Origin of the sequence: Ulvibacter litoralis, from assembly GCF_900102055.1 — a bacterium.
Taxonomy (GTDB): domain Bacteria; phylum Bacteroidota; class Bacteroidia; order Flavobacteriales; family Flavobacteriaceae; genus Ulvibacter; species Ulvibacter litoralis.
The window spans coordinates 1120682-1144009 of record NZ_FNBA01000001.1; the positions used below are offsets into that span (position 1 = coordinate 1120682).

Annotated in this window: 21 protein-coding genes and 1 tRNA gene; 10 read left to right on the forward strand and 12 right to left on the reverse strand. The window is 34.4% G+C overall.

All coding sequences use genetic code 11. From position 1 onward, the window contains the following. Positions 1–88: 88 nt before the first annotated feature. The gene (locus BLQ00_RS05185) at positions 89–1024 is read right to left on the reverse strand and encodes a ribose-phosphate pyrophosphokinase (RefSeq protein ID WP_093141407.1); all 936 of its coding nucleotides are present in this window, start codon (positions 1022–1024) and stop codon (positions 89–91) included. 203 nt (positions 1025–1227) lie between these two features. Here BLQ00_RS05185 and BLQ00_RS05190 point away from each other — a divergent pair. After that, positions 1228–1309 (forward strand) — tRNA-Leu (locus tag BLQ00_RS05190). A gap of 177 nt (positions 1310–1486) precedes the next feature. Here BLQ00_RS05190 and BLQ00_RS05195 read toward each other — a convergent pair. The 6 genes from BLQ00_RS05195 to BLQ00_RS05220 form a co-directional block, all read right to left on the reverse strand. Next, positions 1487–3457, reverse strand: coding sequence for a hypothetical protein (locus BLQ00_RS05195; protein WP_093141409.1), 1971 nt, complete (start codon positions 3455–3457; stop codon positions 1487–1489). Positions 3458–3558: 101 nt separating this feature from the next. Then, positions 3559–4125 (reverse strand): TIR domain-containing protein, encoded by a 567-nt coding sequence (locus tag BLQ00_RS05200; RefSeq protein ID WP_093141412.1) that lies wholly within the window; start codon positions 4123–4125, stop codon positions 3559–3561. A gap of 1 nt (position 4126) precedes the next feature. After that, the gene (locus BLQ00_RS05205; protein WP_093141414.1) at positions 4127–5563 is read right to left on the reverse strand and encodes an SIR2 family protein; all 1437 of its coding nucleotides are present in this window, start codon (positions 5561–5563) and stop codon (positions 4127–4129) included. 221 nt (positions 5564–5784) lie between these two features. Further along, positions 5785–6555: a DUF1883 domain-containing protein gene (locus BLQ00_RS05210; RefSeq protein ID WP_093141416.1), complete on the reverse strand. Its 771-nt coding sequence runs from the start codon at positions 6553–6555 to the stop codon at positions 5785–5787. A gap of 14 nt (positions 6556–6569) precedes the next feature. Further along, positions 6570–7118 (reverse strand): hypothetical protein, encoded by a 549-nt coding sequence (locus BLQ00_RS05215; protein ID WP_093141418.1) that lies wholly within the window; start codon positions 7116–7118, stop codon positions 6570–6572. A 396-nt stretch (positions 7119–7514) separates the two neighbouring features. Continuing rightward, positions 7515–8288, reverse strand: coding sequence for a hypothetical protein (locus BLQ00_RS05220; protein ID WP_093141421.1), 774 nt, complete (start codon positions 8286–8288; stop codon positions 7515–7517). A 305-nt stretch (positions 8289–8593) separates the two neighbouring features. Here BLQ00_RS05220 and BLQ00_RS05225 point away from each other — a divergent pair, with 305 nt between their 5' ends. Next, a complete protein-coding gene (locus BLQ00_RS05225; RefSeq protein WP_229792574.1) occupies positions 8594–8752 on the forward strand; it encodes a Kazal-type serine protease inhibitor domain-containing protein in 159 nt (52 codons plus the stop codon). A 44-nt stretch (positions 8753–8796) separates the two neighbouring features. Here BLQ00_RS05225 and BLQ00_RS05230 read toward each other — a convergent pair whose 3' ends face one another. Next, positions 8797–10107 carry a DUF2254 domain-containing protein gene (locus BLQ00_RS05230; protein ID WP_093141426.1) on the reverse strand — a complete coding sequence of 437 codons (1311 nt, stop codon included), beginning with the start codon at positions 10105–10107 and terminating at the stop codon, positions 8797–8799. A 177-nt stretch (positions 10108–10284) separates the two neighbouring features. After that, positions 10285–10986 (reverse strand): T9SS type A sorting domain-containing protein, encoded by a 702-nt coding sequence (locus tag BLQ00_RS05235; RefSeq protein ID WP_093141429.1) that lies wholly within the window; start codon positions 10984–10986, stop codon positions 10285–10287. Between the two features lie 102 nt (positions 10987–11088). Between BLQ00_RS05235 and BLQ00_RS05240 the strand changes: the two genes are divergently transcribed. The 3 genes from BLQ00_RS05240 to BLQ00_RS05250 all read left to right on the forward strand — a co-directional run bounded on the left by BLQ00_RS05240 (position 11089) and on the right by BLQ00_RS05250 (position 13837). After that, on the forward strand, positions 11089–11667 hold the full coding sequence (locus BLQ00_RS05240; RefSeq protein ID WP_093141434.1) for a HupE/UreJ family protein: 579 nt from the start codon (positions 11089–11091) through the stop codon (positions 11665–11667). Between the two features lie 115 nt (positions 11668–11782). Next, positions 11783–12217 carry a deoxycytidylate deaminase gene (locus BLQ00_RS05245; protein ID WP_093141437.1) on the forward strand — a complete coding sequence of 145 codons (435 nt, stop codon included), beginning with the start codon at positions 11783–11785 and terminating at the stop codon, positions 12215–12217. A gap of 3 nt (positions 12218–12220) precedes the next feature. After that, entirely contained in the window at positions 12221–13837 is a 1617-nt protein-coding gene (locus tag BLQ00_RS05250) for a S41 family peptidase (protein ID WP_093141439.1), read from the forward strand. A 9-nt stretch (positions 13838–13846) separates the two neighbouring features. Here BLQ00_RS05250 and BLQ00_RS05255 read toward each other — a convergent pair whose 3' ends face one another. Both BLQ00_RS05255 and BLQ00_RS05260 read right to left on the reverse strand, forming a co-directional pair. Beyond that, positions 13847–14041 carry a hypothetical protein gene (locus BLQ00_RS05255; RefSeq protein ID WP_093141442.1) on the reverse strand — a complete coding sequence of 65 codons (195 nt, stop codon included), beginning with the start codon at positions 14039–14041 and terminating at the stop codon, positions 13847–13849. Positions 14042–14059: 18 nt separating this feature from the next. Further along, positions 14060–14641, reverse strand: a complete 582-nt coding sequence (locus BLQ00_RS05260) for a MarC family protein (RefSeq protein WP_093141445.1) — start codon at positions 14639–14641, stop codon at positions 14060–14062. A 120-nt stretch (positions 14642–14761) separates the two neighbouring features. Here BLQ00_RS05260 and BLQ00_RS05265 point away from each other — a divergent pair, with 120 nt between their 5' ends. The 4 genes from BLQ00_RS05265 (at position 14762) to BLQ00_RS05285 (ending at position 19972) form a co-directional block, all read left to right on the forward strand. Further along, on the forward strand, positions 14762–15325 hold the full coding sequence (locus BLQ00_RS05265; RefSeq protein WP_093141447.1) for a DUF3109 family protein: 564 nt from the start codon (positions 14762–14764) through the stop codon (positions 15323–15325). Between the two features lie 99 nt (positions 15326–15424). Further along, entirely contained in the window at positions 15425–16027 is a 603-nt protein-coding gene (locus BLQ00_RS05270; RefSeq protein WP_093141450.1) for a hypothetical protein, read from the forward strand. 434 nt (positions 16028–16461) lie between these two features. Further along, a complete protein-coding gene (locus BLQ00_RS05280) occupies positions 16462–17439 on the forward strand; it encodes a ribonucleotide-diphosphate reductase subunit beta (RefSeq protein WP_093141456.1) in 978 nt (325 codons plus the stop codon). A gap of 115 nt (positions 17440–17554) precedes the next feature. Then, positions 17555–19972, forward strand: coding sequence for a ribonucleoside-diphosphate reductase subunit alpha (locus BLQ00_RS05285; RefSeq protein ID WP_093141458.1), 2418 nt, complete (start codon positions 17555–17557; stop codon positions 19970–19972). A 426-nt stretch (positions 19973–20398) separates the two neighbouring features. Here the strand turns inward: BLQ00_RS05285 and BLQ00_RS05290 are convergent, their stop codons facing one another. Next, positions 20399–22654, reverse strand: a complete 2256-nt coding sequence (locus tag BLQ00_RS05290; protein ID WP_093141461.1) for an inorganic phosphate transporter — start codon at positions 22652–22654, stop codon at positions 20399–20401. A 283-nt stretch (positions 22655–22937) separates the two neighbouring features. On the opposite strand from BLQ00_RS05290, the gene BLQ00_RS05295 reads away from it, so the two are divergent. Next, positions 22938–23303 (forward strand): toxin-antitoxin system YwqK family antitoxin, encoded by a 366-nt coding sequence (locus BLQ00_RS05295; protein WP_093141464.1) that lies wholly within the window; start codon positions 22938–22940, stop codon positions 23301–23303. Positions 23304–23328 lie beyond the last annotated feature (25 nt).

A 23328-nucleotide genomic window follows, 5' to 3' on the forward strand; every position in this document is an offset into this window, starting at 1 on the left:
AAGATGCGGTTTTTTTTCTGAAGGTAGAAATAAAAAAGACAGTTTTTTAGGCTGTCTTTTTTATAGGTATTGTTTGTGTTTCTGAAGGTTACATCAAAAACTTAGAACTTATCGATTCGTTTGTATGTACACTTACCATTACATCGGCAAATAAGTTGGCACAAGTTAATACACGAATTTTATCACTTTGTTGGCGTAATGGAATAGAATCTGTTACGATTAACTCTTCCAGTTTTGAATTTTCTAACTTGTTATACGCATCGCCCGATAGGATAGGGTGCGTACAAATAGCGCGAACACTAAGCGCACCTCTTTCAATCATTAAATCGGCAGCTTTGGTAAGTGTTCCTGCAGTATCGACCATATCATCTACTAAAACAACATTTTTCCCTTGCACGTCACCAATAAGTTCCATGTGTGAGATTACGTTTGCTTTTTCGCGTTGCTTGTAACAGATAACGACATCGCTTTCTAATGCTTTCGAGTAGGCGTAGGCTCTTTTAGAACCTCCCATATCTGGCGAAGCAATGGTAAGGTTGTCTAGGTTTAAACTTTTTAAGTACGGTAAAAAGATGGTAGATGCAAAAAGATGATCTACTGGCTTTTCGAAAAACCCTTGAATTTGATCTGCGTGTAAATCCATCGTGATGATACGTGTAGCTCCTGCTGTTTCGAGCATTTTAGCCACTAATTTTGCAGCGATTGGCACACGAGGTTTGTCTTTACGGTCTTGTCTTGCCCAACCAAAATACGGCAATACGGCAGTAATGTGTCTTGCTGAAGAGCGTTTTGCAGCGTCTAACATAAGAAGCATTTCCATTAAGTGGTCGCTGTTAGGATGTGTAGAGCCAATAATAAATACACGACTTCCACGAACCGACTCTTCGAAAGAAGGTTGAAATTCGCCATCGCTATAGTGTGATGTAATAATGTTTCCTAATGGAATGCCGAAAGCACTCGCAATGTCTTTAGCTAGAGCCTCACTTTGTTTACAAGCAAAAATCTTAGGAGCTGGATTTGTCATCTGTGTTGTGTTGTGTTTTGTGGTTTGGAGGCACAAATGTAATTGAATCGATAGTTTTAATAAAAAAATGATGTTATGAATTACTAACAAATTTAAATAAAAGTGTATTTTTGCCGTCCAATTACTAATTTGCTCCAGTGGCAGAATTGGTAGTCTTGTTTTTACCAATAGACAGGCACTAGATTCAACATCTAGGTTAAATTGCTCGAGTGGCGGAATTGGTAGACGCGCTGGATTCAAAATCCAGTGACTTCGGTCGTGCGGGTTCGATTCCCGCCTCGAGTACTAAGAAAAGACTTAATTATCTGTAATATCAGGTTTTTAGGTCTTTTTTGTTTTGTGGTTAGCCGAAAGTTTGCCGAAAAGGGTCGCGTGAGACTCAGAAAGGCAAGCGAGTTCAGATCTTTCGGAATTACAAATAACTATTATTTGTTTAAATGATTCAGTTGTTAGCCACAAGGTTTACTCAAGTTTAATATTTTTTCGTTTGTTATTTATGTTTGAATTATTAAAATATCTATCATAAACTAATTTAAATCCGAAAACATTTAATAATGCAGCTAATGACCATAAAACAAAAGCAACTATGAAATTTGATTTAAAGTTAGTTATGTAGTTAGTTGCAATCTCAACATTCCAAGAATTGAAAAACATTATAATTATGAATATAATACCTATAAGGGCATAGATACCTAGCAACACTAAAATACTTTTTCTCTGCCAATTTTTGATTTTGGAATCAATCAGTTTTTCTCTTAGGTTCGTATTTGTGACTTCTAAACTTTCTAGTTTTTTATCTTTTATTTGCTCATTACTTTCTATGCTTTTTTTACTAGAATAAAAAGCCTCCGATTTTTCTGTAAATTCTTTTAATACATCTTCCAGTCTTTTATGGCGGTGTTCTTCAAGTTTCTTTTGCTTATTTGATTCTTCCTCCAATCTTCTGACAAATTCTTCTTTTTTATTTTGCGCTAAATCATTTAATTCTTTAATATCAGTTAATTGCTTGTTGGTAATTCTCGTTGCAATTCTTACAATATCAGAATCACTCAAATCCTCGCTGGCATATTTATGGATATTGTCATCTAATTCCCTAATTATTTTAGATTTTGGTAAATCTCGATTGAGAGTAAATGCTATCGATGAAGTCAATCCAATATCTGCTAAATCATCGGCATCCATTTTTAATTTGGTTTGTGGATTGCTTAGCCATAAAATGTTTAAAAGATTATCAGCGTTAATGATTTCTGGCTGGTATTTATTGTCAGAATTGAAAGTTAATTCCTCGCCTGTAGTGACATTATTTACAAACCAACTATTAACTTTTTCAAATTCTTTAATATTTTTATTTCGTGTTCTTTTGACATGAGTTATTGCGGTAGCATCGTGTAGGGCTGAAATTTTACTATGTCTGTATTCCTTAAGTGCAGCGTATTCTTTAGAATATTTAGCCTCATTTTTTGATTTTTGGTCATTAATAATTGATATACCAAGTTTAGATAATTCTGTTTCTAAATTGTCCGCAATTTTCTCTAAATCATTTTTTTTCAACCCTCTTCTGTCGCAAGCATTGTAAATGTCTTCGGCATAAACTTTTCTTTGCAAAAATGAAGCATCAAAATATTTCGCCTTTTGATCTAATAAATTTTTAGTTTCCTCTATTGTGTCAGTTAATACTCGAACTTTAAAATTTTGCTTTTTTGCTATTTCAACGAGGGTTTTACAAGTATGAGTCGATTCTGGTGTATTTAGGTCTAATAATCCAACTATGAAATTAGTGTCAAAAAGAAGCTCAACATCAATTTCTGTTTCACTTGGATTGTACATAATAAATCCAGAAATGATTGAACCTATATAAATATCTTTAATCTGACCATAGACTGTAGGTATTTTTCTAAAAAAATTTACAAACTGTGCTTCGGCTGTAAAATCTTCTTTATCTGATGATGTGTCTCTTGAAAAATATTTTGAGAGTTCAAACTTATTTTGTTCAATAAAACTAAAAATTGAACTACTGTTTTTAATTTCAAAATCAGAAGATTCACAAAATTTTTGAAATAAAGTTTCAATGTCGTTTATTGCCGACTCTTTTGCAGATATAGTTTCTTCATAATCAAGAAAAGTATATTCAGATATACTGAATGCGTTATCTTTATAAATTTCAAATAATTTTTTCTCATTGGTATTGATGTCTTTTGCAATCTGTCTTAAAACATTGTTTAAAACAGGAATAGGAATGTCAATGTCATAAATTAAGTCAAACTCTTTTTTAATTTCCATTGTGCTCTTACCACTATAAATACCTTTGTTGTTCATTAAAGAAATTACTCTTTTGACTAAAGGTTTAAAAATATCCAATGGTCCTTTTATTAAAGTCCCATTGTTTCTTATATGTGCTAAAAGACTGTAAGTGACAGCTCTATCTTTATTCATTGACGTTTTTTTTATCTTGTGGCTAACTCCATATATTGTCACCTTCTTAGTTGCCCTCAAGAACTATGATTAGTATACGTTGTTGTTAGCGTTTCGTTTTATTATATCCATTTATCAAAGTTGTTATACCCATCATCTTTAATCCAATCATAAATTGAATAGTCTGTAGATAATCTGAAGATTTTGTTTCGGTTTGATTCTGCAACCTCTTTCACTGTCCATCCGTCTAAGTCAGTATATTTTTGCCATTCATTTTGTATGTAATTATGTAGACTTAATTTTTTACCTGTATTATCGAAAGAATAACCTAAATAAAATAAAGGATTATTTCCATTACTTTTTGTTTTGCCATCTTTTCCTTTGATACCATTTATGTGGATTGCAAGTATATTATTTCCACTTTCTAAACTTTTCATTATTTCATAATCAACCCATCTGCGCTCATATGTATGAGTTCCAACTAAAACACAAGTAACAGAAGTGTTTATTAATTCTTTGTTTATTAATCTTTTTAAAGCTAGTTCACTTGTTTTCTTTGCATCTTCCCAAATAGAAGCGTCAAAATATCCAGCTTTATTATCTTTTGTAAGTTTATGGTTTCTAACAGTGTTTGCTCTAAAATCAACAACGTCTTGATAGTGAAAACTAAAAAATACTCTCTTTGCCATATTATATGTTTTTTTGTAATAAGTTAATTGCTTTAATGATATTATTAATTAAATCAGTGTCTTTGATGTCTGAATCGCCTAATAATGTGATTGCTTCAATTAAATCCGGATTATTTGGATAATATTCGTTTGTTGATTTAATAACTTTATCCCATAGGATTTTGGACATAAAGCCAGTACACCCAATAGGGATTACTTTAACATTTTGGTTAATCGCAATGTCAAATTCTTGAAGTAGCCCATCTGAATCAATAATATTTCCATCAACGATTTTATTGCCAAAGAAAAACAATGCAATTCCAGCATCTGTAAGCATATCTTCTCTGTATTTTTTCCATAACTTTTCTCTTTGAGTGCTATCAGAAATATTTTGAGGGAAAGGTCTTAATACTAAATAATCATCTAAGTGTCTTCTTTTTGAAGTATAAACAAATGAGAGAACACCATTAATTACTGAACTCCCGATACCTAATCCAAAGCCTGAAATTATTTTATACTTTTTTTCTGCTAATTTTCGAGAAATATTAAAAATCAACTTTTCAGTTCTATCTTTTCCGTATTTTCCATAATCGTGTACAGCTCCAGAAATAAAAATGTTTTGTCGTTTTAATTTGACTTGGATTAACTTTAAAACTTCTGTGATATCAGAATATTTATCTACAAGTAGAGCTTGTATTCTATATCGTTTTAGGTCTTTTATCTTAAGTTCCTGTTTAATTTTGGAATAATTAAATTCCTCTTCTGAATCAAAATCATCTTTATTTATTGTTTTAAAAAAGCAATAATGGTCTCTTGTGTTAGTCCCTAATAAAATTCTAATTCTACTAAGGATATAATCCAAATTAGGGTCTTCAAAACTAAAGCCGATAAATAAAAATGTTTTAGAAACTAAATCTCCTTGAAGTGCAGTAGTAAAGAGTTGTCTTTTTTCATTATAACTTTCATAATCATCTTTTGTTAAAATTGCTTCGTGTGGCAAACTTATGTCCCCGTGCATTTTATATACAACAGCATCTCTTCTGGGTTTATTGACAGCTAAATTCGCTGAACATATTTTAACATCTACTGTTTTACCGTAGTTTTCAAGTGATTTTTCTATTAAGTTATCATAGTTCGTAGTCCAAAAAGTATGAATAGGTAAGAATGATAATATTTTGTGATTTTCGCTTAATTCAACTTCTTTTGTAAACTCATCAATTAATTGGCTATTAATACTTCCTCTTCCTCCTTTTTCATTTTCATAGTATTGGGCAAGTGCTATTAAATCATTTTCTTTATCAATATTTAAGTTTAATTCATCCGCAATTTCAGCTAATAAACCTTTCCAATTAACTAAACCTGTAGATACAGAAAGACCAGCACCTGCAAAAATAGATGCATTTTCGTTATTTATTGCTTTTATATATTTATCTACAAAGAGGGTTAAATGTTTTTTCATATAAATTTTTCTTAATAAACGCCAACGTCTCGGCTATGGTTAGTACGGGATTAAAAGGAACTGATCTTTCGATTAAGCACTTAGTCAAAACTTTTTATTTTGTTTTATCTTTTCATTTTAAAGCCGAATCAAAAAGATTTGGCAGACTTGGTTAAAAGCTTGAATCTTTGGGTTAAGCAACAAAACCTGTATTAACGATAGCTATTGTTGTGCATAGTGTTTTATTTGTCATTTATAACTTCCGCAATTTCTTCTGCAATTTCTTCTACAGTATAAGAAGAAGTGTTACGTGCTAACTTATCAGCCAATGAAGGACTATATTCAATAACTTCTTTTTTTGTTATATTATGCCAAATAGGTAATACAATTTGTTCGTCTGAAATTGATTTAGTAATTATTCCATCAAGTTCATAATTTGTCCAACCTTTACGTATGAAATCTTTGGAAAGAACTACTATTCCAAATCTACTATTAGCTAATCCTTTATCAATTTTCCTTCTTAAAGAGTCTCCAATTTTTAGAGTAAATTCATCATACCATACTGAAAGTCCTTCAGATTGAAGTGCCAAAACTAAAGGTCTTACAACTTCGTCTTTGTCTTCTGAAGCGTGAGATATAAAAACATCATATTCTCTTTCTTCATTGTCGAATTCAGGTGGTTTATTTCTGTCTTGTACTAATGACGGAACAGAAGCTAATGAAGGCTGTCTCATTTCAGGTAATGCACTCGGCATCATTCTTATTGAACTTCTTGTTGACCCTCTTAAACCTTGCATATCCACCGTAACATACCAGTGTCCAGAATTTGGAATTTGTAGACGGATAGGCGATTTTTTTGCTAATCCCCCAATATAAGTATGTTTTTTACCATTTCTGTAGCTTTGGAAATTTGAGGAATTCATTAGTCTAACATTCGCAGCACTACCTTGCAATGTGATTTCAACTACATCTCCTCTTTTTTTATTTCCTAAATCGTATTTCGTAAAATTCATAAATTCTTTAATTTTTAAAATACTTCTTGCATTTCAAATTCACTTTCCCCACTGATAAAACCTTCTATTTTGTAGGTTCTATTCTCAATATCAAGTTCAAAGTAAATTCCTAATTGATAACCACAAACGTGTTCTGGGTGAGTTTCTCCATCATACGACCAAACTTCATCATAACTTGATTTTGTCAATGTTCTCAATCTATTTTTGTCACTTATTTTTTCGTGTTCTGGTCGAGTCGATTTTTTCATTTCAATGGCGAGTAAATTATCATTCCCCATTTCATTACCACGACTATGTATTATTAAATCACAATTTATGGTTACCACTTCCATATTGTCATCCAACATAGTTTTTACTTCTCCGTTCTGTTTCCTGTTATACTCTGTATCGGAAAAGTATTCAGTTAGCCCATATTTTGTGAGCAAAACCTCAAGATAGATTGCTAATCTTCCACATAAATTTCTTTCACTTGTTCCGCCAAGTATATTATCTACTTCTCTTTCAAAGAATTTGGCTTTACCTTCATTGAAAAAAGCAAATAAGTTATTTTGAATTTCATTCATTTATTTGATTCGTAAATTTGTACTTACATTATGCACAACTCCGCATATAATTACTTAGTTAACTATAAATAATTAATTAAGAACTCTAAAAATCACCTCAAAAACTCCTAATCTCGCCCCAACTTTTTAAAGTTGCAGGAACAAAACACACAGACGTTGCATCTAATAATTTCTAGACTATATTTAGTTGGGGATGGTAAAAGGGAATAGGTTTGTTTCAAAAAAGCATTCACTTATCTTACAGCTACTTGCTTTTACATAGTAAAATAAAGCTATTGCTCATTACTATCCTTACGGGTTTCCGTAAGGGTAGGTTTTTAAATGTACCGAGAATAGTTTAAATGGGGTGTATTTACGGTACAGGGTTTTTCCTGTATTTTGGTTTTTGGGGAGTTTTTAGTTGAAGCTAAAGTCAAAAATGACCTCAAAATAATCGCAACCAGCACAACCATTTGAAGTTGTTGTAAATTCTTCTTCTCCAGCTTTAAATTCAGATGTGTCAAAGTAAGTGTTACCAAAAGCATTAATTTTAGTAACTAAATTGTCATTATTATCATAAAATTCTACTTGATAAGAAGCAATATCATTAGTATTACTTCCGTCATTTATAGCTATAATATGTCCTGTTAAATCAACATCCCACTCCGTATTCTCTGGAAAGAATGAATAAACATGATGTTTTGTATAAGACGTATACGTATATGATGTAGTTCCGTCTAAACGGATTTCTAATATTTTAAAATAAAGTGAGCTATAATCTTGTGGAATATCCTTTAATGTTACTTTATCAAAAACTAAAGCTTGAGGTCTTGTAGTAGTAATTGTTTCTTCAATTTGTAAATCAAATAGGTTTGATTTTAATGTAATGGTATAGTCTCCAATGTAGTTCGCGTAAAAACTTAAATTGTTAGTGGTAAAAGTTTCAGTTCCGTTATTTGATGTTACTTCCCAAGTATAATCTCCATTTGAATTTGTAGCAGTTCCGTTAGATAATTCCCAAGTATAAAGTCCGTTTTGATTGGTAGATGTATTGGTGATATTAATTTCAGAAGATGCAATTGTGCGGCCACTTTCAATATTAAAAGATAGAGTAGGTTGAAATTCTTCGTCATTCGATAAGCAACTGTTTAGAGTAATGATAGCAAGTGTAAGGAGTACTAATTTTTTCATTCTTGTCTATGTATGTTTGGTTTCGAGTGATTTCAGCTTGTTTCCAAGTTTAGATATAATTAGTGGGAAATGGTTAAAAGTAAAATAATATTTTAAAAGGCATGGGGTAACCTTACAGGGTTTTTCCTGTATTTTGGGTTTTAACTCCTACCGTAATTTTTCAGAAGCAATATTTAAATAGCTATTTCATAAAAACCCGTACTTTTAACTCAGATTTACCCACTCTTTTTTTTATGAAAACAACAGTATTTTTCTTTATCGCAGCAGTCACAATGTTAAGTGCGTGCGGGACTTCAAAAACAACCATGAACGACTGTATTGATACGTCGAAAATAAGCGACGGCCCTTGTACCATGGAGTATGCTCCTGTGTGTGGTTGTGATGGTAAAACATATTCAAATGCCTGTGCGGCGATGCGCAGTGGTGTCACCTCGTGGACGGAAGGAGCCTGCGCTGAAAACTAAAAAAGATGTTCGGTTGCAACTAAAAGTGTACTACAACATCGCCTTTATTCTGGCAGTATCTTTTTAGATCGTTCTCGCAAATTGGCGCGATCGTTTTCTTCAGTCAAAGATTCGTTCCCTACATTCAACACCATTTGAGCGTGTTTTACAAGCGCCTTTTTATAAAGTTCTTTTTTAGCAAACACATTGATAGTGATTAATGCATCCATTAATTTCAAGATAACGGCGATACTACCTGCTGAAAACTGACGAATTTGATTGAAGGAAGCGTCTAAATAATCTTCAAACTCCAGCATATCGACAACTATTCTTAATTTGCCTTCCTCATCAACGCGGTATTTTGAAGGAAAAGGAACTTGCGAAAGGCGACACATCGTGGTCGTTAAATTATCAATACAGGCATTGGCTGTAAATGGGTCGTTAACGCCAGGAGATAAGGCGCGAGATGCAATTTCAACCATTTGATGAATGGAAAATACAAGGTCTTGTTGTGCGCTTTTGGTTTTTCCTATCACAAACTGATTGTGAATGCTTTTTAGTGTTTCTTCATCCACCGTTTCGTTGGTATAAACTGTTCCAATTTCAATACGCTCTACCAAATGGTCTCCCGGTTTAAAGTACAATTCTAGCAACCCGTCAAAAGAACATACGTCTCCTAACAATCCTTCGTTGTTAATGTATTGAAGGTAGCCGCTTTTCTGTGATTGAATGCTAATGCTATTCGTGTACTTTGACTTGATATCATCTACAGCGCTTTCTTTTTTACCTTCCCAATTAGCACCCATTTCTTCAGGAAATAAGGTGTCGATTTGTTTGAAAATGATTTCTGAAATGTCTGAAATCACTTTATCCGCCTGAATGCTCGTGGCAATTTGATGGATAAATACAATGAGAAGAATAATATTAATAAAGGCTACAAAAATAGCTACGAGTATAGAAAGTGAGGGTATAAAAGTGTAGCCGTCGCTTTCCTTTATGGCATTTAAAACGAAAAGGCAATACAGGTAGGTGGAAATGTACGACCCTAATACCACTTGATTCAATCGGATGTACATAAAATTCCGAATCAACCTTGGGCCAAATTGTGAAGATGCTAACGTTAAGGCCACAAGTGTTATGGAGAAAACCGTTCCCGCAACTCCTATCATCGCTGCAGAAATCGTAGTTAAGATACTTCGGGCAGAATCTGCGCTATTCACAATAAAGAAACGACCTAAACCATCTTGCGAGAACGTAATTGCATGATCTAACGATACCAATCCAATGGAAAGAAAGATGGTGAGTATGATAATCAATACGGGAACGAACCAAAAGGTCGCTTTTAATCTTTTAAAGAAAAATAATATGTTTTGCATAGTACTGAAAAGGGATTACGCCAAATTTCATGTCATTTCACGGCTGAATCAATGGGCAATACCTTCAAGAATAATCAATTCTATGAACGCTTAACGGTTTTAAATAGCTGTATTTTGCGTATTGCTATGAGTGTGAATTTTAAAGATACTAAAACTAAATTTTTCCTCGACTTGCAATCAATCTTTTATGAATTTCTTAATATGTTTCCCTTCTTCGGAATTGATTTCAATAAAGTAAACCCCTTCGGAAAGTGATGAGACGTCAACAGAACCTTCAACGGTCTTAAATTGCGTTACTATTTTTCCACTTACTTCATAAATGGTGATGGTTTCAATCTGAAGGTTTTCAGAAGTGATAACTAATTGCTCTGAAGCAGGATTTGGGAAAACAGTAAACTCGACTGCATTTTGATCTGAAACAGACAATGCCTCTGTTCCATAAGCAGCGTAAAACCCAGGCGCAAATTCTAAATTAAGGGTACCTATACTCGTATTTGCATCGTAATAAAGGGTGATATATTGATTTGAGGTTGCCGAAACATAGCCAAAAAATAAACTTTCAAAATTGGTATGTGATTGATAATTGCATGAATTGAGCGTTGCATCGAAAAAAGTTGGTGTAAGTGTTTCTTCTCCACTAATAATAGTATACGTAAACTGTCCCATAAAATTATTACAAGCACCGTAGCCTTCAAAACTCAAATCGGGGTGGATTGTTAAATAAGGATGGATACTTGGCTGTACATTGGAAACATACTCTGATGGGCTGAGGTCGGCTGCTAGTTCGTATAGATGCCAGGTTCTGTATAAATTTGGATCTTGAGCAAAACTTGGGGCTCCAAATGAAAGGGCGAAAAGGAAAAGTAGTATTTTTTTCATGATCAATAAATTAGAAAGAGTTCAAGGGGAGTTGTATTAAAGATATAAATTTTTTTAAAAACAATAGTTATCTTTGGGAATCATTGAAAATTAATTCCGCTAATGACAGATTTTTGGCTTTTTTTTGAACTTGGTCTTTCGCACGTACTCGATTGGAGGGCGTACGATCACATCCTTTTTTTAGTAGCGCTTTGTGCGGCGTATAATTTTGGCTCTTGGAAACGATTGTTGTTGCTCGTTACTCTATTTACAGTAGGTCATACGCTTTCCCTTCTATTGGCAAATTACGAATTGGTGCAGGTTTCAAGTGCATGGATAGAGTTTTTAATTCCGGTGACCATTTTGGCGGCAGCCATTTATAATGTGGCAACTGCGGGTAAAGAGAAGCGATTGGATACAATTAGTATCGTATATTTTATCACCTTCTTTTTTGGGTTGATACACGGCTTCGGATTTGCGACTTATTTTAAGATGCTAGCTGCCGACGGTGAACTATTTCCATTGTTAGAGTTTGCTTTTGGTGTTGAAATTTCTCAAGTAGTTATTGCGCTTGTTGTGTTGACTGCCGAATATGTTACACAAACATTTGTACGATGTAGTAAACGAGATTGGATTTTAGTGGTTTCGTCTATCGTAATAGGAATGAGTATTCCGATGCTTATGGAGACGTGGCCTTTTTAGTTTAAACGGAAGAGAAATCAAGGAATTTAAAACCTTTTGCAAATAGTTAACACAACTTATTTTGTGAAAGTGTAACTTCCCACTAATTTCGCTACTTATATTTCAGAACCCCTTCATGGATACAAATTTGCAGAAACAAGAACAGTACGATATCGCTTATTTACGAATGGCAAAAGAATGGAGCAAGCTTTCGTATTGCAATCGCAAACAAGTTGGCGCGTTAATTGTAAAGGATAAAATGATTATTAGCGATGGCTACAATGGTACGCCTACTGGTTTTGAAAATATTTGTGAAGATGAAGATGGCGATACAAAATGGTATGTGCTACACGCTGAAGCCAATGCTATATTAAAAGTGGCTTCCTCTACGCAATCCTGTAACGGAGCAACACTATATATTACTATGTCACCCTGCCAACAATGCAGTAAATTAATTCATCAAGCCGGAATTAAACGGTTGGTGTATCACCAAGAGTACAAAGATAACTCTGGTGTGAAATTTTTAGAAAAAGCAGGCGTTACAATTACGCATATTAATGACTTAGAGTAACAAATGAGCTTTCAGAAAAAACACGTACCGCTTCTACTTGGTCTGGCAATTGCCCTGGGTGTTTTTATTGGATCTAAGTTAAACTTCAACGATACTACCGAAAAAATATTCGCTACCAATTCGAAAAAAGACAAACTCAATCGGTTGATCGATTATATCGATTTTGAATATGTAGATCAAGTAAACACCGACAGCATCGTAGATGTAACGGTCAATGGAATTCTTGAAAATCTAGATCCACATTCTGTCTATATTCCTGTAGATGAGTACGAAGACAATGCAGATGACATGCGAGGTAATTTTGTCGGAATTGGAATTAGTTTCTATCCTTATAAAGATTCTATTGCAGTAATTCGCTCTATTAAAGGCGGACCTGCAGAAAAAGCAGGAATTAAAGGAGGCGATCGTATTATTTATGCAGACACCAATAAGCTGTTTGGAGAAACGGCGGTGCGCGATAGTATAACAAGTTACTTGAAAGGAGAAATAAACTCTAAAGTGAAGCTTCAGGTGTACCGTAAAGGGGAAAAAGAATTGCTAAATTTTGACGTGAAGAGAAAACGGGTTCCTTTGGTGAGTATCGATGCTTCCTATATGGTGACTGACGAACTAGGGTATATTAAAATCAACCGATTTTCAGAAACCACTTATAAAGAGTTTCATACTGCGCTAGAAGGTTTAATCGATGAAGGAGCGACCAAATTAGTGCTGGATTTACGAAACAATCCGGGCGGTTATATTTCTACGGCAGAGCAAGTTGTGGATGAGTTTTTAGAAAATAAAAAGCTAATTCTAATTACAAAAAATAAAACGGGAGAAGAGAACAAATCGTATGCGTCTCGAAAGGGTGATTTTGAAAAAGGAAAACTCTACGTGCTTATCAACGAAAACTCCGCTTCGGCAAGTGAAATAGTGGCGGGAGCTTTGCAAGACAACGATAAAGGAACCATTATTGGACGACGTTCGTTTGGAAAAGGGTTGGTGCAGCGCGAAATGTCGTTAGGCGACGGAAGTGCAGTACGTCTTACCATTGCGCGATATTACACCCCTACAGGACGGTCTATTCAGAAGCCGTATGGAAATGGAAACAAAGCCTATTACGAAGACTATGAAAAACGCTATAAAAATGGCGAACTTATTAGTGCCGATAGCATTCACGTAGCAGATTCCCTTCGATATGTAACGCCAATGGGCAAGGTTGTGTATGGCGGCGGCGGAATTATACCAGATGTGTTTGTACCGAAAGATACCAGTGTTGAAAACGAAACCATTCAATATGTTTCTAGAAGTGGTTTTATGAGTTATTTCATTTTTGAATACTTAGACAAACATCGTACAGAGCTTGATACAGTTCCGTTCACCGAATTTGCTTCAGATTTTGTTGTAGACGAACAACTTGTGAAGGATTTTCTAGAATACTCTAGGTTTACGGAAGCGCGCTTAGATTTAAAACGTTATTCCGAAGTGCTTAAAAAGGCATTAAAAGCGAATATCGCACAGCAATTGTACGGTCCAAATGCATTCGAATACATTATGAATCAAGACGACCCAATGTTGTTAAAAGTAGTGTCTTTAGAAGCAGCAACTCAAAAAGGTAATGCTTCGGAAACAGAAGAGTAAACAAATTTGTTAGCGTTTCTTTTTTGCAATCTTTTGTGAAACTTGAAAGATTAGCAACAACAAAATTACACAAGCTGAAGCTAAAACACCAATACCTGCAATGACACTGTCTCCTTCAAATAAGTTGTCGAAATCTAGGAGTGTTATATTATAGATTAGAAGAAACGATGCTATTGCGATAAGTATGTATCTAAATGTTTTCATGGTCGTTTTGTCTTCAAATTAATTAAAAAGTTCTTGAATGTTTGAGGTGAACAACTTTACCGCAATTGCTAATAAAATAACTCCAAATATTTTTTCGATAATCGCAATTCCGTTTTTACCTAAGAAGCGTTGAAGCCTAGAAGAGAAGCGCAATACAATAAATACAATTATAATATTTACAATAATTGCGATGATAATGTTTTGGATGTCGTATTCGGCCCTAAGCGCTAATAAAGTAGTTAAACTTCCTGGTCCGGCAACGATTGGAAAGGCAATTGGAAACACAGTTGCCATGTCTAGGCTTTCTTCACTTTGTTTAAAAAGAGAGATTCCTAAAATCATTTCAATAGCAATAAAAAAGAGGATAAAAGCTCCAGCAACAGCAAATTCGTTTACATTAATACCGATAAGCTTCAAGATCTCTTCTCCTATAAATAAAAAGATGATCATTACGACTGCTGCGATAATAGCAGCGCGTCCACTTCTAATTTGACCCGACTTTTCGCGTAGTGATATGATAATAGGAAGACTCCCTATAATATCTACAACGGCGAAAAGAATCATTGTTGCGGTTGCTATTTCTTTAAAGTTGAAATTCATAACTCCTTGTTTTAAAAGTGCAAAACTAAGTATTAAAGCCGTATTTCATGAATAAAATTCAGTTTTAATTAAAGCAAATTTTCTTCGGAATTTATTACAGAAACAATATATATTTGCAAGATGTTTCAACTAGGAAAGACAATAGTTTCAGAAGATTTAATCGAAAAAGATTTTGTGTGCAATTTAGGCGCCTGTAAAGGTGAGTGCTGTATTGCAGGAGAGGCTGGTGCGCCAGTAAGTAAAGAAGAAACCCTTATTCTAGAAGAGATTTATCCAAAAGTGAAGCCTTTTCTTCGCCCTGAAGGTATTGCTGCTATTGAAGCGCAAGGAACATTTATTACGTCAGATTTAGACGAATTAGAAACTCCTTTGGTAAATGGAGAAGAGTGTGCGTATGTCACATTTACCGACAGCGGAATTGCAAGTTGTGGTATTGAAGACGCTTACAATGCGGGCGAAATTTCTTTTAAAAAACCAGTTTCTTGTCATTTGTATCCTGTTCGCGTTCAGGAATACAGTGAGTTTTCGGCAGTAAATTACCACAGATGGCCAATCTGTAATGACGCCTGTACATTAGGAGCATCACTTAAAGTACCTGTGTACAAATTCGTGAAAGAAGCGCTCATCCGTAAGTTTGGTGAGTATTGGTACGCCGAGCTTGAAAAATTAGCCGCTAACAAATAACATCCTTTATTTCATAATTCGTAAAAATTCAGAATGAATTAATGTACTAATACACTTAATGTTAGTATATTAACTGCTCAATTTTTAAACCTTTTAATTATGAAAAAAATAATTTTCACACTAGTATCAGTGCTCTTATTTGTAGCTTGCGACAATCCAGTAAGTAAAAAGATTAAGGAAGCAAAAGAAAATGTTTCCAATACTACCGAAGCAGTTAAAGAGCTCAATAATATGCAAGAGGATCTTATGGAGCTTCAAAAAATAGAACCCCTTACCAATGAAGAGTTAAAAGAGTGGCTTCCCGACGATATTAATGGGATGAAACGTATTGCTTTTAAAGCTGGTCAGATGGGAATGGTTCAAATCGCCTCTATTGAAGGTACCTATGCTACGGAAGACAAATCTAAAAAGTTTAAAATAGAAGTTATTGATGGAGCAGGGCAAATGGGTGCCGCGGCCACTGCCGGAATGCGCATGTTGTTTTCACAAGAGTTTGAAGAAGAAACGGAAACTAAGATGAGAAGAACCGTTAAAAAGAACGGTGTAAAAGCCATTGAAGAATACCGAAAAAACAATAATAGTACTACAATTGAGTTGATGCAAAACAATCGATTTTATCTAAAAGCAACGGGAACAAATATGGATGTAGATGAAACTTGGGATGCGATTGACGAAATTGATGCGGACGATTTAGGAGCTTAAAAATAGATAGTATAATATAGGAAACCGTTTTCTTTTTTGGGAAGGCGGTTTTTTTGTGTTTTAAACTCATTTTTTCGAAAATCTGCCTTTTTAATTTCTTTTTTCTGAAAAATTCCGAGGGTTTTTTTGTTGAAAAATACTTCTGAAATAACTTGTTGAAAACCCTGTTTAAGTACCGTAGAATGGAAGAATTTGAGGCTTTTCAACGATAAATTTTCAAATTGTTTATAACGCAACAAAACATTTATAACTAATTGAAATACAACAAGTTAAACACTTTGTTTAACAAAACAATAAGAACAGTTTAAAAAGCCAAATGTTGAAAACTTTGTTGAAAACCTACACGCAGTTTTATCCTAAATACTATTAAAATTAGCCATCTTTGTTAGTCCCTAGTAGGCACAAAATATTTCAATTTTAAAAAGCAAAGGACAATGAGTCAAGTAGAGCCAATTTTACAAGAAAACAAGAGCAGATTTGTAATATTTCCAATTCAACATCATGATATTTGGGAGTGGTATAAAAAATCTGAAGCGAGTTTTTGGACGGCAGAAGAGATTGATTTACATCAAGATCTTACAGATTGGACTACGAAACTGTCAGATGATGAGCGTTACTTCATAAAACACATTCTTGCCTTTTTTGCAGCTTCAGATGGAATTGTAAATGAAAATTTAGCAGAGAATTTTGTAAATGAAGTTCAGTATAGTGAAGCGAAGTTTTTCTATGGTTTCCAAATCATGATGGAGAACATTCATAGCGAAACCTATTCCTTACTTATTGATACATACGTAAAAGACGAAAAAGAAAAAGACGGTCTTTTTAACGCCATCGATACATTTCCAGCAATTAAAAAGAAAGCAGATTGGGCCCTTAAATGGATTGAATCAGATTCATTTGCAGAGCGTCTTATCGCATTTGCTGCGGTAGAAGGAATTTTCTTTTCCGGTGCTTTTTGCTCTATCTTTTGGTTGAAAAAACGTGGATTAATGCCAGGACTAACATTTTCAAACGAGTTAATTTCTCGTGATGAAGGTGTTCACTGCGATTTTGCAGTTCACTTGCACAACCATCACTTAATTAATAAAGTGCCTAAAGACCGTATTCGCGAAATTCTTGTGGATGCCCTTAACATAGAGCGTGAGTTTATTACTGAATCACTTCCGGCAAGTTTAATTGGAATGAACTCTAATTTAATGACCCAATACCTAGAATTTGTAACCGACCGTTTGTTAATGGAATTGAATTGTGAAAAAGAATACAATACTACCAATCCATTCGACTTTATGGATATGATTTCGCTTCAAGGAAAAACAAACTTCTTTGAAAAACGAGTTTCAGAATACCAAAAAGCGGGAGTTACCAATACCGACAAAGATTCTAATAAAATTAGTTTCGACGCAGATTTTTAGAAGGTTTCGCTTTTACGCAGAACTTTTCAATATATAGCTGATACTGTGCAATGTAACTGTTGCGCACAGCACAATTTTTCAAAAATAATTAAATAACCTCAATAAAGGAGAACATATGAATGTAGTAAAAAGAGACGGCCGCAAAGAACCTATCATGTTCGATAAAATTACAGCAAGAGTTAGAAAGCTTTGCTATGGTTTAAACGAACTAGTAGATCCAGTAAAAATTTCGATGCGTGTTATTGAAGGATTGTACGATGGAGTAACTACAAGTGAATTAGATAATTTAGCTGCTGAGGTTGCGGCGACAATGACTACATCTCACCCAGATTATGCACGTTTGGCAGCACGTATTTCTGTGTCAAACCTACATAAAAACACCAAGAAAACATTTTCCGAAGTAATGGAAGACTTATACCTGTATGTGAATCCACGTACTGGGAAAAAAGCTCCTTTATTAAGTGATGAGGTGTATAAAGTAATTATGGATAATGCGGAGGATTTAGATTCTACCATTATTTACAATCGCGATTTTGGATACGATTATTTCGGATTCAAAACATTAGAGCGTTCTTACTTATTGAAACTAAATGGCAAAATTGCTGAGCGGCCTCAGCATATGTTAATGCGTGTTTCTGTAGGGATACATTTAAACGATTTAGCGGCGGTGAAAGAAACGTACGAACTGATGTCTAAAAAGTTCTTTACGCATGCTACACCCACCTTATTTAATAGTGGAACACCAAAACCACAAATGTCTTCTTGCTTTTTATTAGCAACACAAGACGATAGTATTGATGGTATCTATGACACACTGAAGCAGACTGCAAAAATCTCACAATCTGCTGGAGGTATTGGATTGTCTATTCACAACGTTCGTGCAACGGGATCGTACATTTCTGGTACCAACGGTACTTCAAACGGAGTCGTACCTATGCTTCGTGTGTTTAACGATACTGCACGTTATGTAGATCAAGGAGGAGGAAAACGTAAAGGGTCTTTCGCAATTTATGTAGAACCATGGCATGCCGATATTTTTGATTTCCTTGATTTGAAAAAGAATCACGGGAAAGAAGAAATGAGAGCCCGCGATTTGTTTTATGCAATGTGGATTCCAGATTTATTTATGAAGCGTGTTGAAGATGATGCAGAGTGGACGTTAATGTGTCCTAACGAATGCCCTGGTCTTTTCGATTGCCATGGCGAGGAGTTTGAAGCATTGTACCATAAATACGAAGCTGAAAACAAAGGAAGAAAGACTATTAGAGCGCGTGAGCTTTGGGAGAAAATTACAGAATCTCAAATTGAAACGGGAACACCTTATATGTTGTATAAAGATGCAGCAAATAGAAAAACAAACCAGAAAAATTTAGGAACCATCCGTTCTTCAAATTTATGTACAGAGATCATGCAGTTCACATCTCCAGAAGAGGTGGCTGTTTGTAACTTGGCCTCTATTGCATTGCCAATGTTTGTGAAAAATGGTGAGTTTGACCATAAAGAATTGTTCCGTGTAACAAAACGTGTTACTAAAAACTTGAACAGAGTAATCGACAGAAATTACTATCCGGTAAAAGAGGCTGAAGTGTCTAACTTCCGTCACCGTCCTGTTGGATTAGGAATTCAAGGATTGGCAGATGCGTTTATTATGATGCGTTTACCGTTTACTTCTGATGAAGCTAAAAAAGTAAACCAAGATATTTTTGAAACTTTATACTACGCTGCATTAACGGCATCGGTAGAAGAAGCTAAAGCGGACGGACCTTACGAAACATACAAAGGATCACCTATTTCTGAAGGTAAATTCCAACATAACTTATGGGGAATAGAAGATTCAGAATTAAGCGGTCGTTGGGACTGGGCTAAATTGCGCAAAGACGTTAAGAAACACGGAGTACGTAACTCATTGTTAGTAGCGCCAATGCCAACAGCCTCTACCTCTCAAATTTTAGGAAATAACGAAGCTTTTGAGCCATATACATCTAACATCTACACCCGTCGTGTATTGTCTGGTGAGTTTATTGTAGTAAACAAACACTTACTAGAAGATTTAGTTGCTTTAGGACTTTGGAATGATGACTTAAAAGAAGAAATCATGCGTGCTAATGGTTCTGTACAAGGAGTTGATATTCCTCAAGACTTGAAAGAGTTGTACAAAACTGTGTGGGAATTGAGTATGAAAGATATTATCGATATGTCACGTCACAGAGGATATTTTATTGATCAATCTCAATCGTTGAACCTGTTTATGGAGAATGCGAATTACGCTAAATTAACATCGATGCACTTTTATGCATGGAAGAGCGGACTTAAAACAGGAATGTATTACTTAAGAACGAAGAGTGCTGTAGATGCAATTAAGTTTACATTGAAGAAAGAAGTAAAGAAAGAGCCAATTGCGATGGCTGAAGCTACCGTAGAAGCAACTTCTGCAGTTTCAGATAAACCAATGACTCCACAAGAATTAAGAGCTTTATTAGACAAGTCGAAAGGTGGAGCACCAGACGACGATTGTTTAATGTGTGGATCTTAATCTACGATTTAAATAGACATATTTATTGTTTTTAAAAACCTTGCTGATAGCTATCAGCAAGGTTTTTTTTGTTTACGACAATACTTCGGCTTCAGAAGTAACGATAACAAAAAACCTCACAATCTCTTGGGAAGGAAATTGCGAGGTTTCTATGTGGTAACAATTCAATGTTACCAAATCCTTTGGAGCAAGAATACTTACTTCTAAAGGACTGTTTTTTTTCTAAAGTTTCAGAAGAACAAAAATAATAATTTTCTTTTTTTCTGAAAAACAGTATAAATATAGTCTGTTTTATCATTCTAAAAGAATCTATTTTGTTAAACTTTATGTCAGAAAAGCCACACAAAACTGTAAGAAACAGTGTTTTGTGTGGCTTTTTTAAATGATTCTGAAGCCTTTCCGAAGAGAAAGATGTACAGATAATACTTATAAAATATCGTTTTTCTTAGAGTTCGAATATTCTAAGAAATACTTTTCTAACAGAATGGTAATCTCTTCGACTAAATCTTTACACTCTAACAATATAGAGAAGTATAAAGAAGTGTTTTTAGGACTAGAACCAGACTCTTTGGTACGTGTTATTTGCTTTTCAATTTCGGCAGTGATGTAATCTAAAAACGCTTGTTTCTCATCAATAATCGAAGGAAGATTCTCAAGGGTTTTATTGTCAAACTCTTTTTTAACGTTTCCGAAAAGCGTTAGCAATTTCTCTTCTACTTTTTTAAGATCGCGAATTTGATTAAACTTAAGACCTTTATGACCATTTTTAACGTGCTTGTAACTCTTGTTTGCTATAAAATCAAACGATTGTACAATATCTTGTAATGAGTCTTGAATAAGTAGGTAGAAACGACTTGCGCCAGCTGTAGTGTCATCTACGTTCTTCATATAATAAAAAACGTGCGTGTTTAAGTCTTCAATTTCGTCGCTTAGTTTTTCACTTTGTACTTGTGCCTTTTTTAATCCTTTAAGGTCTTGTTTTCCTAAGCTTTCAATGGTATAGGCAAGTAATTTTGAACCACGACGCATTACTTCAGACACATTGGAAGAACTTTCTTCAATTACACCAACCATAGAAGAACTTTCGGCTTTCTTAAACTTAAGATCTTCTTTAATTTCGGCTGTTTTCTTTTTGCCTCTTATGTAGTTTCTCACAATTAAAACAATGGCTAAAATAAGTAAGACTCCTAAGGCAGCACCTTCAAAATAATAAATTAGTAATGCTAATATAGAAGCGGCCACGAAAGCAGTAATAGCAGTCATAAACCAACCTCCAATTACGTTTAGTACTCCCGAAACGCGGTACACAGCACTATCACTTCCCCAAGCGCGATCTGCCAAAGAAGTTCCCATTGCTACCATAAAGGTGACATAGGTTGTTGATAAAGGCAGTTTCATACCAGTTGCGATCGAAATTAAAACACTTGCTACCATTAAGTTTACGGCAGCTCTCACCATATCGAAGGCAGGGGTGTCTGCGGTTAGAATTCGTTTGCCAGTTGGAAGTTCAAATCTTTTCTGAATCGTGTTTTTTACTTTCGTAGGTAGTAAATAGTTGATACCATTGTTTAGGCCAATAACACCTCTTACGAGGTTTTGAGAAAGCCAGTTAGGTTGAAAACGTTCTTTTACTTCGTCTTGACGTGATAAATCTACAGAAGTTTTAACAACGCGTCTTGCTTTTTCGCTAAACCATAGGGTTAAAATCATTACAACTCCCGCACCTAATAATAGTAAGGGTTGCGCTGGAACTTTTGCCGCTAAACTTTCCATGCTAAACAACGAAGCGTCTACTCCGGAAGCAGACCAATCAATATACGATTGATATGCTGCCATCGGGACACCGATAAAGTTTACCAAATCGTTTCCAGCAAAGGCCATTGCTAAAGCAAAGGTTCCTAATACAATAATTATTTTGTAAATATTTGCTTTTAAAAATTGAATAGACGCCCAAGAAATGGCAGTCCAAACGGCAAAATTTAACCCTAAAAATTGAAGTAAGTTTTGATTTGCCCAACTTGAAAATGCTTCAGGAAGAATAGAAGCACCTTTTAATCCTTTTATAATAATGAAATATGCTATGGCTGAAACTGCGATACCACCAAATATGGCTGAAACCCAAGATGGTTTTTTCTGAAATTCGAAACTTAGCAGGTAGCGAGAAACGAACTGTACAAACGCCCCTATGGAGAAGGCGATGACGACCGAGAGGAGTATTCCGAAGATAATTTCAGTGGCTTTATCAGAATTGATATACTCGCCTAACTGAAGAAAGCTATCCCCGTTTTCTGATATTTTTAATAATGAAACACAAACCGCTGCTCCTAATAATTCGAATACAATAGAAACGGTTGTTGAGGTAGGTAAACCAAGGCTGTTAAAGAAATCTAGTAGCAAAATATCTGTAATCATTACCGCCATAAAAATGACCATAATTTCATCAAAATAAAACTTACTCGGATTAAAAATACCTTTACGGGCAACCTCCATCATTCCACTAGACGATAATGCTCCAAAAGCGATACCAACACTAGCAACAATCATAATGGTTTTGAAAGAAATGGCTTTAGATCCTATTGCTGAGTTTAAAAAATTTACAGCATCATTACTAACTCCTACAACTAAATCCGCAATAGCTAAGACAGCTAGTGCAATCAACATAACTAAGTAAATGTTGTCCATAGATAACAATATATTTTAAAGCGCAAATTTCAAGTTTATTTTTGAATCGGATGTTATGCAAATGTTATGTGTTAAGGTTGCGCGTCCTTGTTTTATTTTTAAAAATACGAAGAGATCTTTAATAATAAACAGACTATACAAGATATTACTAATGTTACCTTGTTAAAATACTGAAAACAAGATACTTATAGCTGCAATGTTAATTTAATGTTACGTAATTGTTGCTTGAAAGTAAAATATGATATATATTTGTAAAGTAATTATTAATTTAAAATGCCTCGTTATGAAAAATTTAATTGTTTTATTAGTCGCTTGTTTCTTTGTAAATGTAGCTGTAGCACAAACTGGAAAGAAGGATATTTATAAACTAAAAGGAGATGTTATTGAGGCAGTACTTTACCATGAAAATGGTGCTGTAGCGCAAACAGGATTTTATACTCTAGATAATAAATTAGAAGGAGAATGGATTAGCTACGATAGTAATGGAAAGAAAAGTGCTGTAGCACAATACGACAATGGAAAAAAAGTAGGAACTTGGACATTTTACCAAGGAACTACACAAAAAGAAGTTGTGTATAATGACTCTAAAATCGCAAAAGTAAAAACATGGGAAATTACAGATACTAGAATTGTATCAAATAACCCATAAGAAGATTTTAAAAATTTTCAATAAA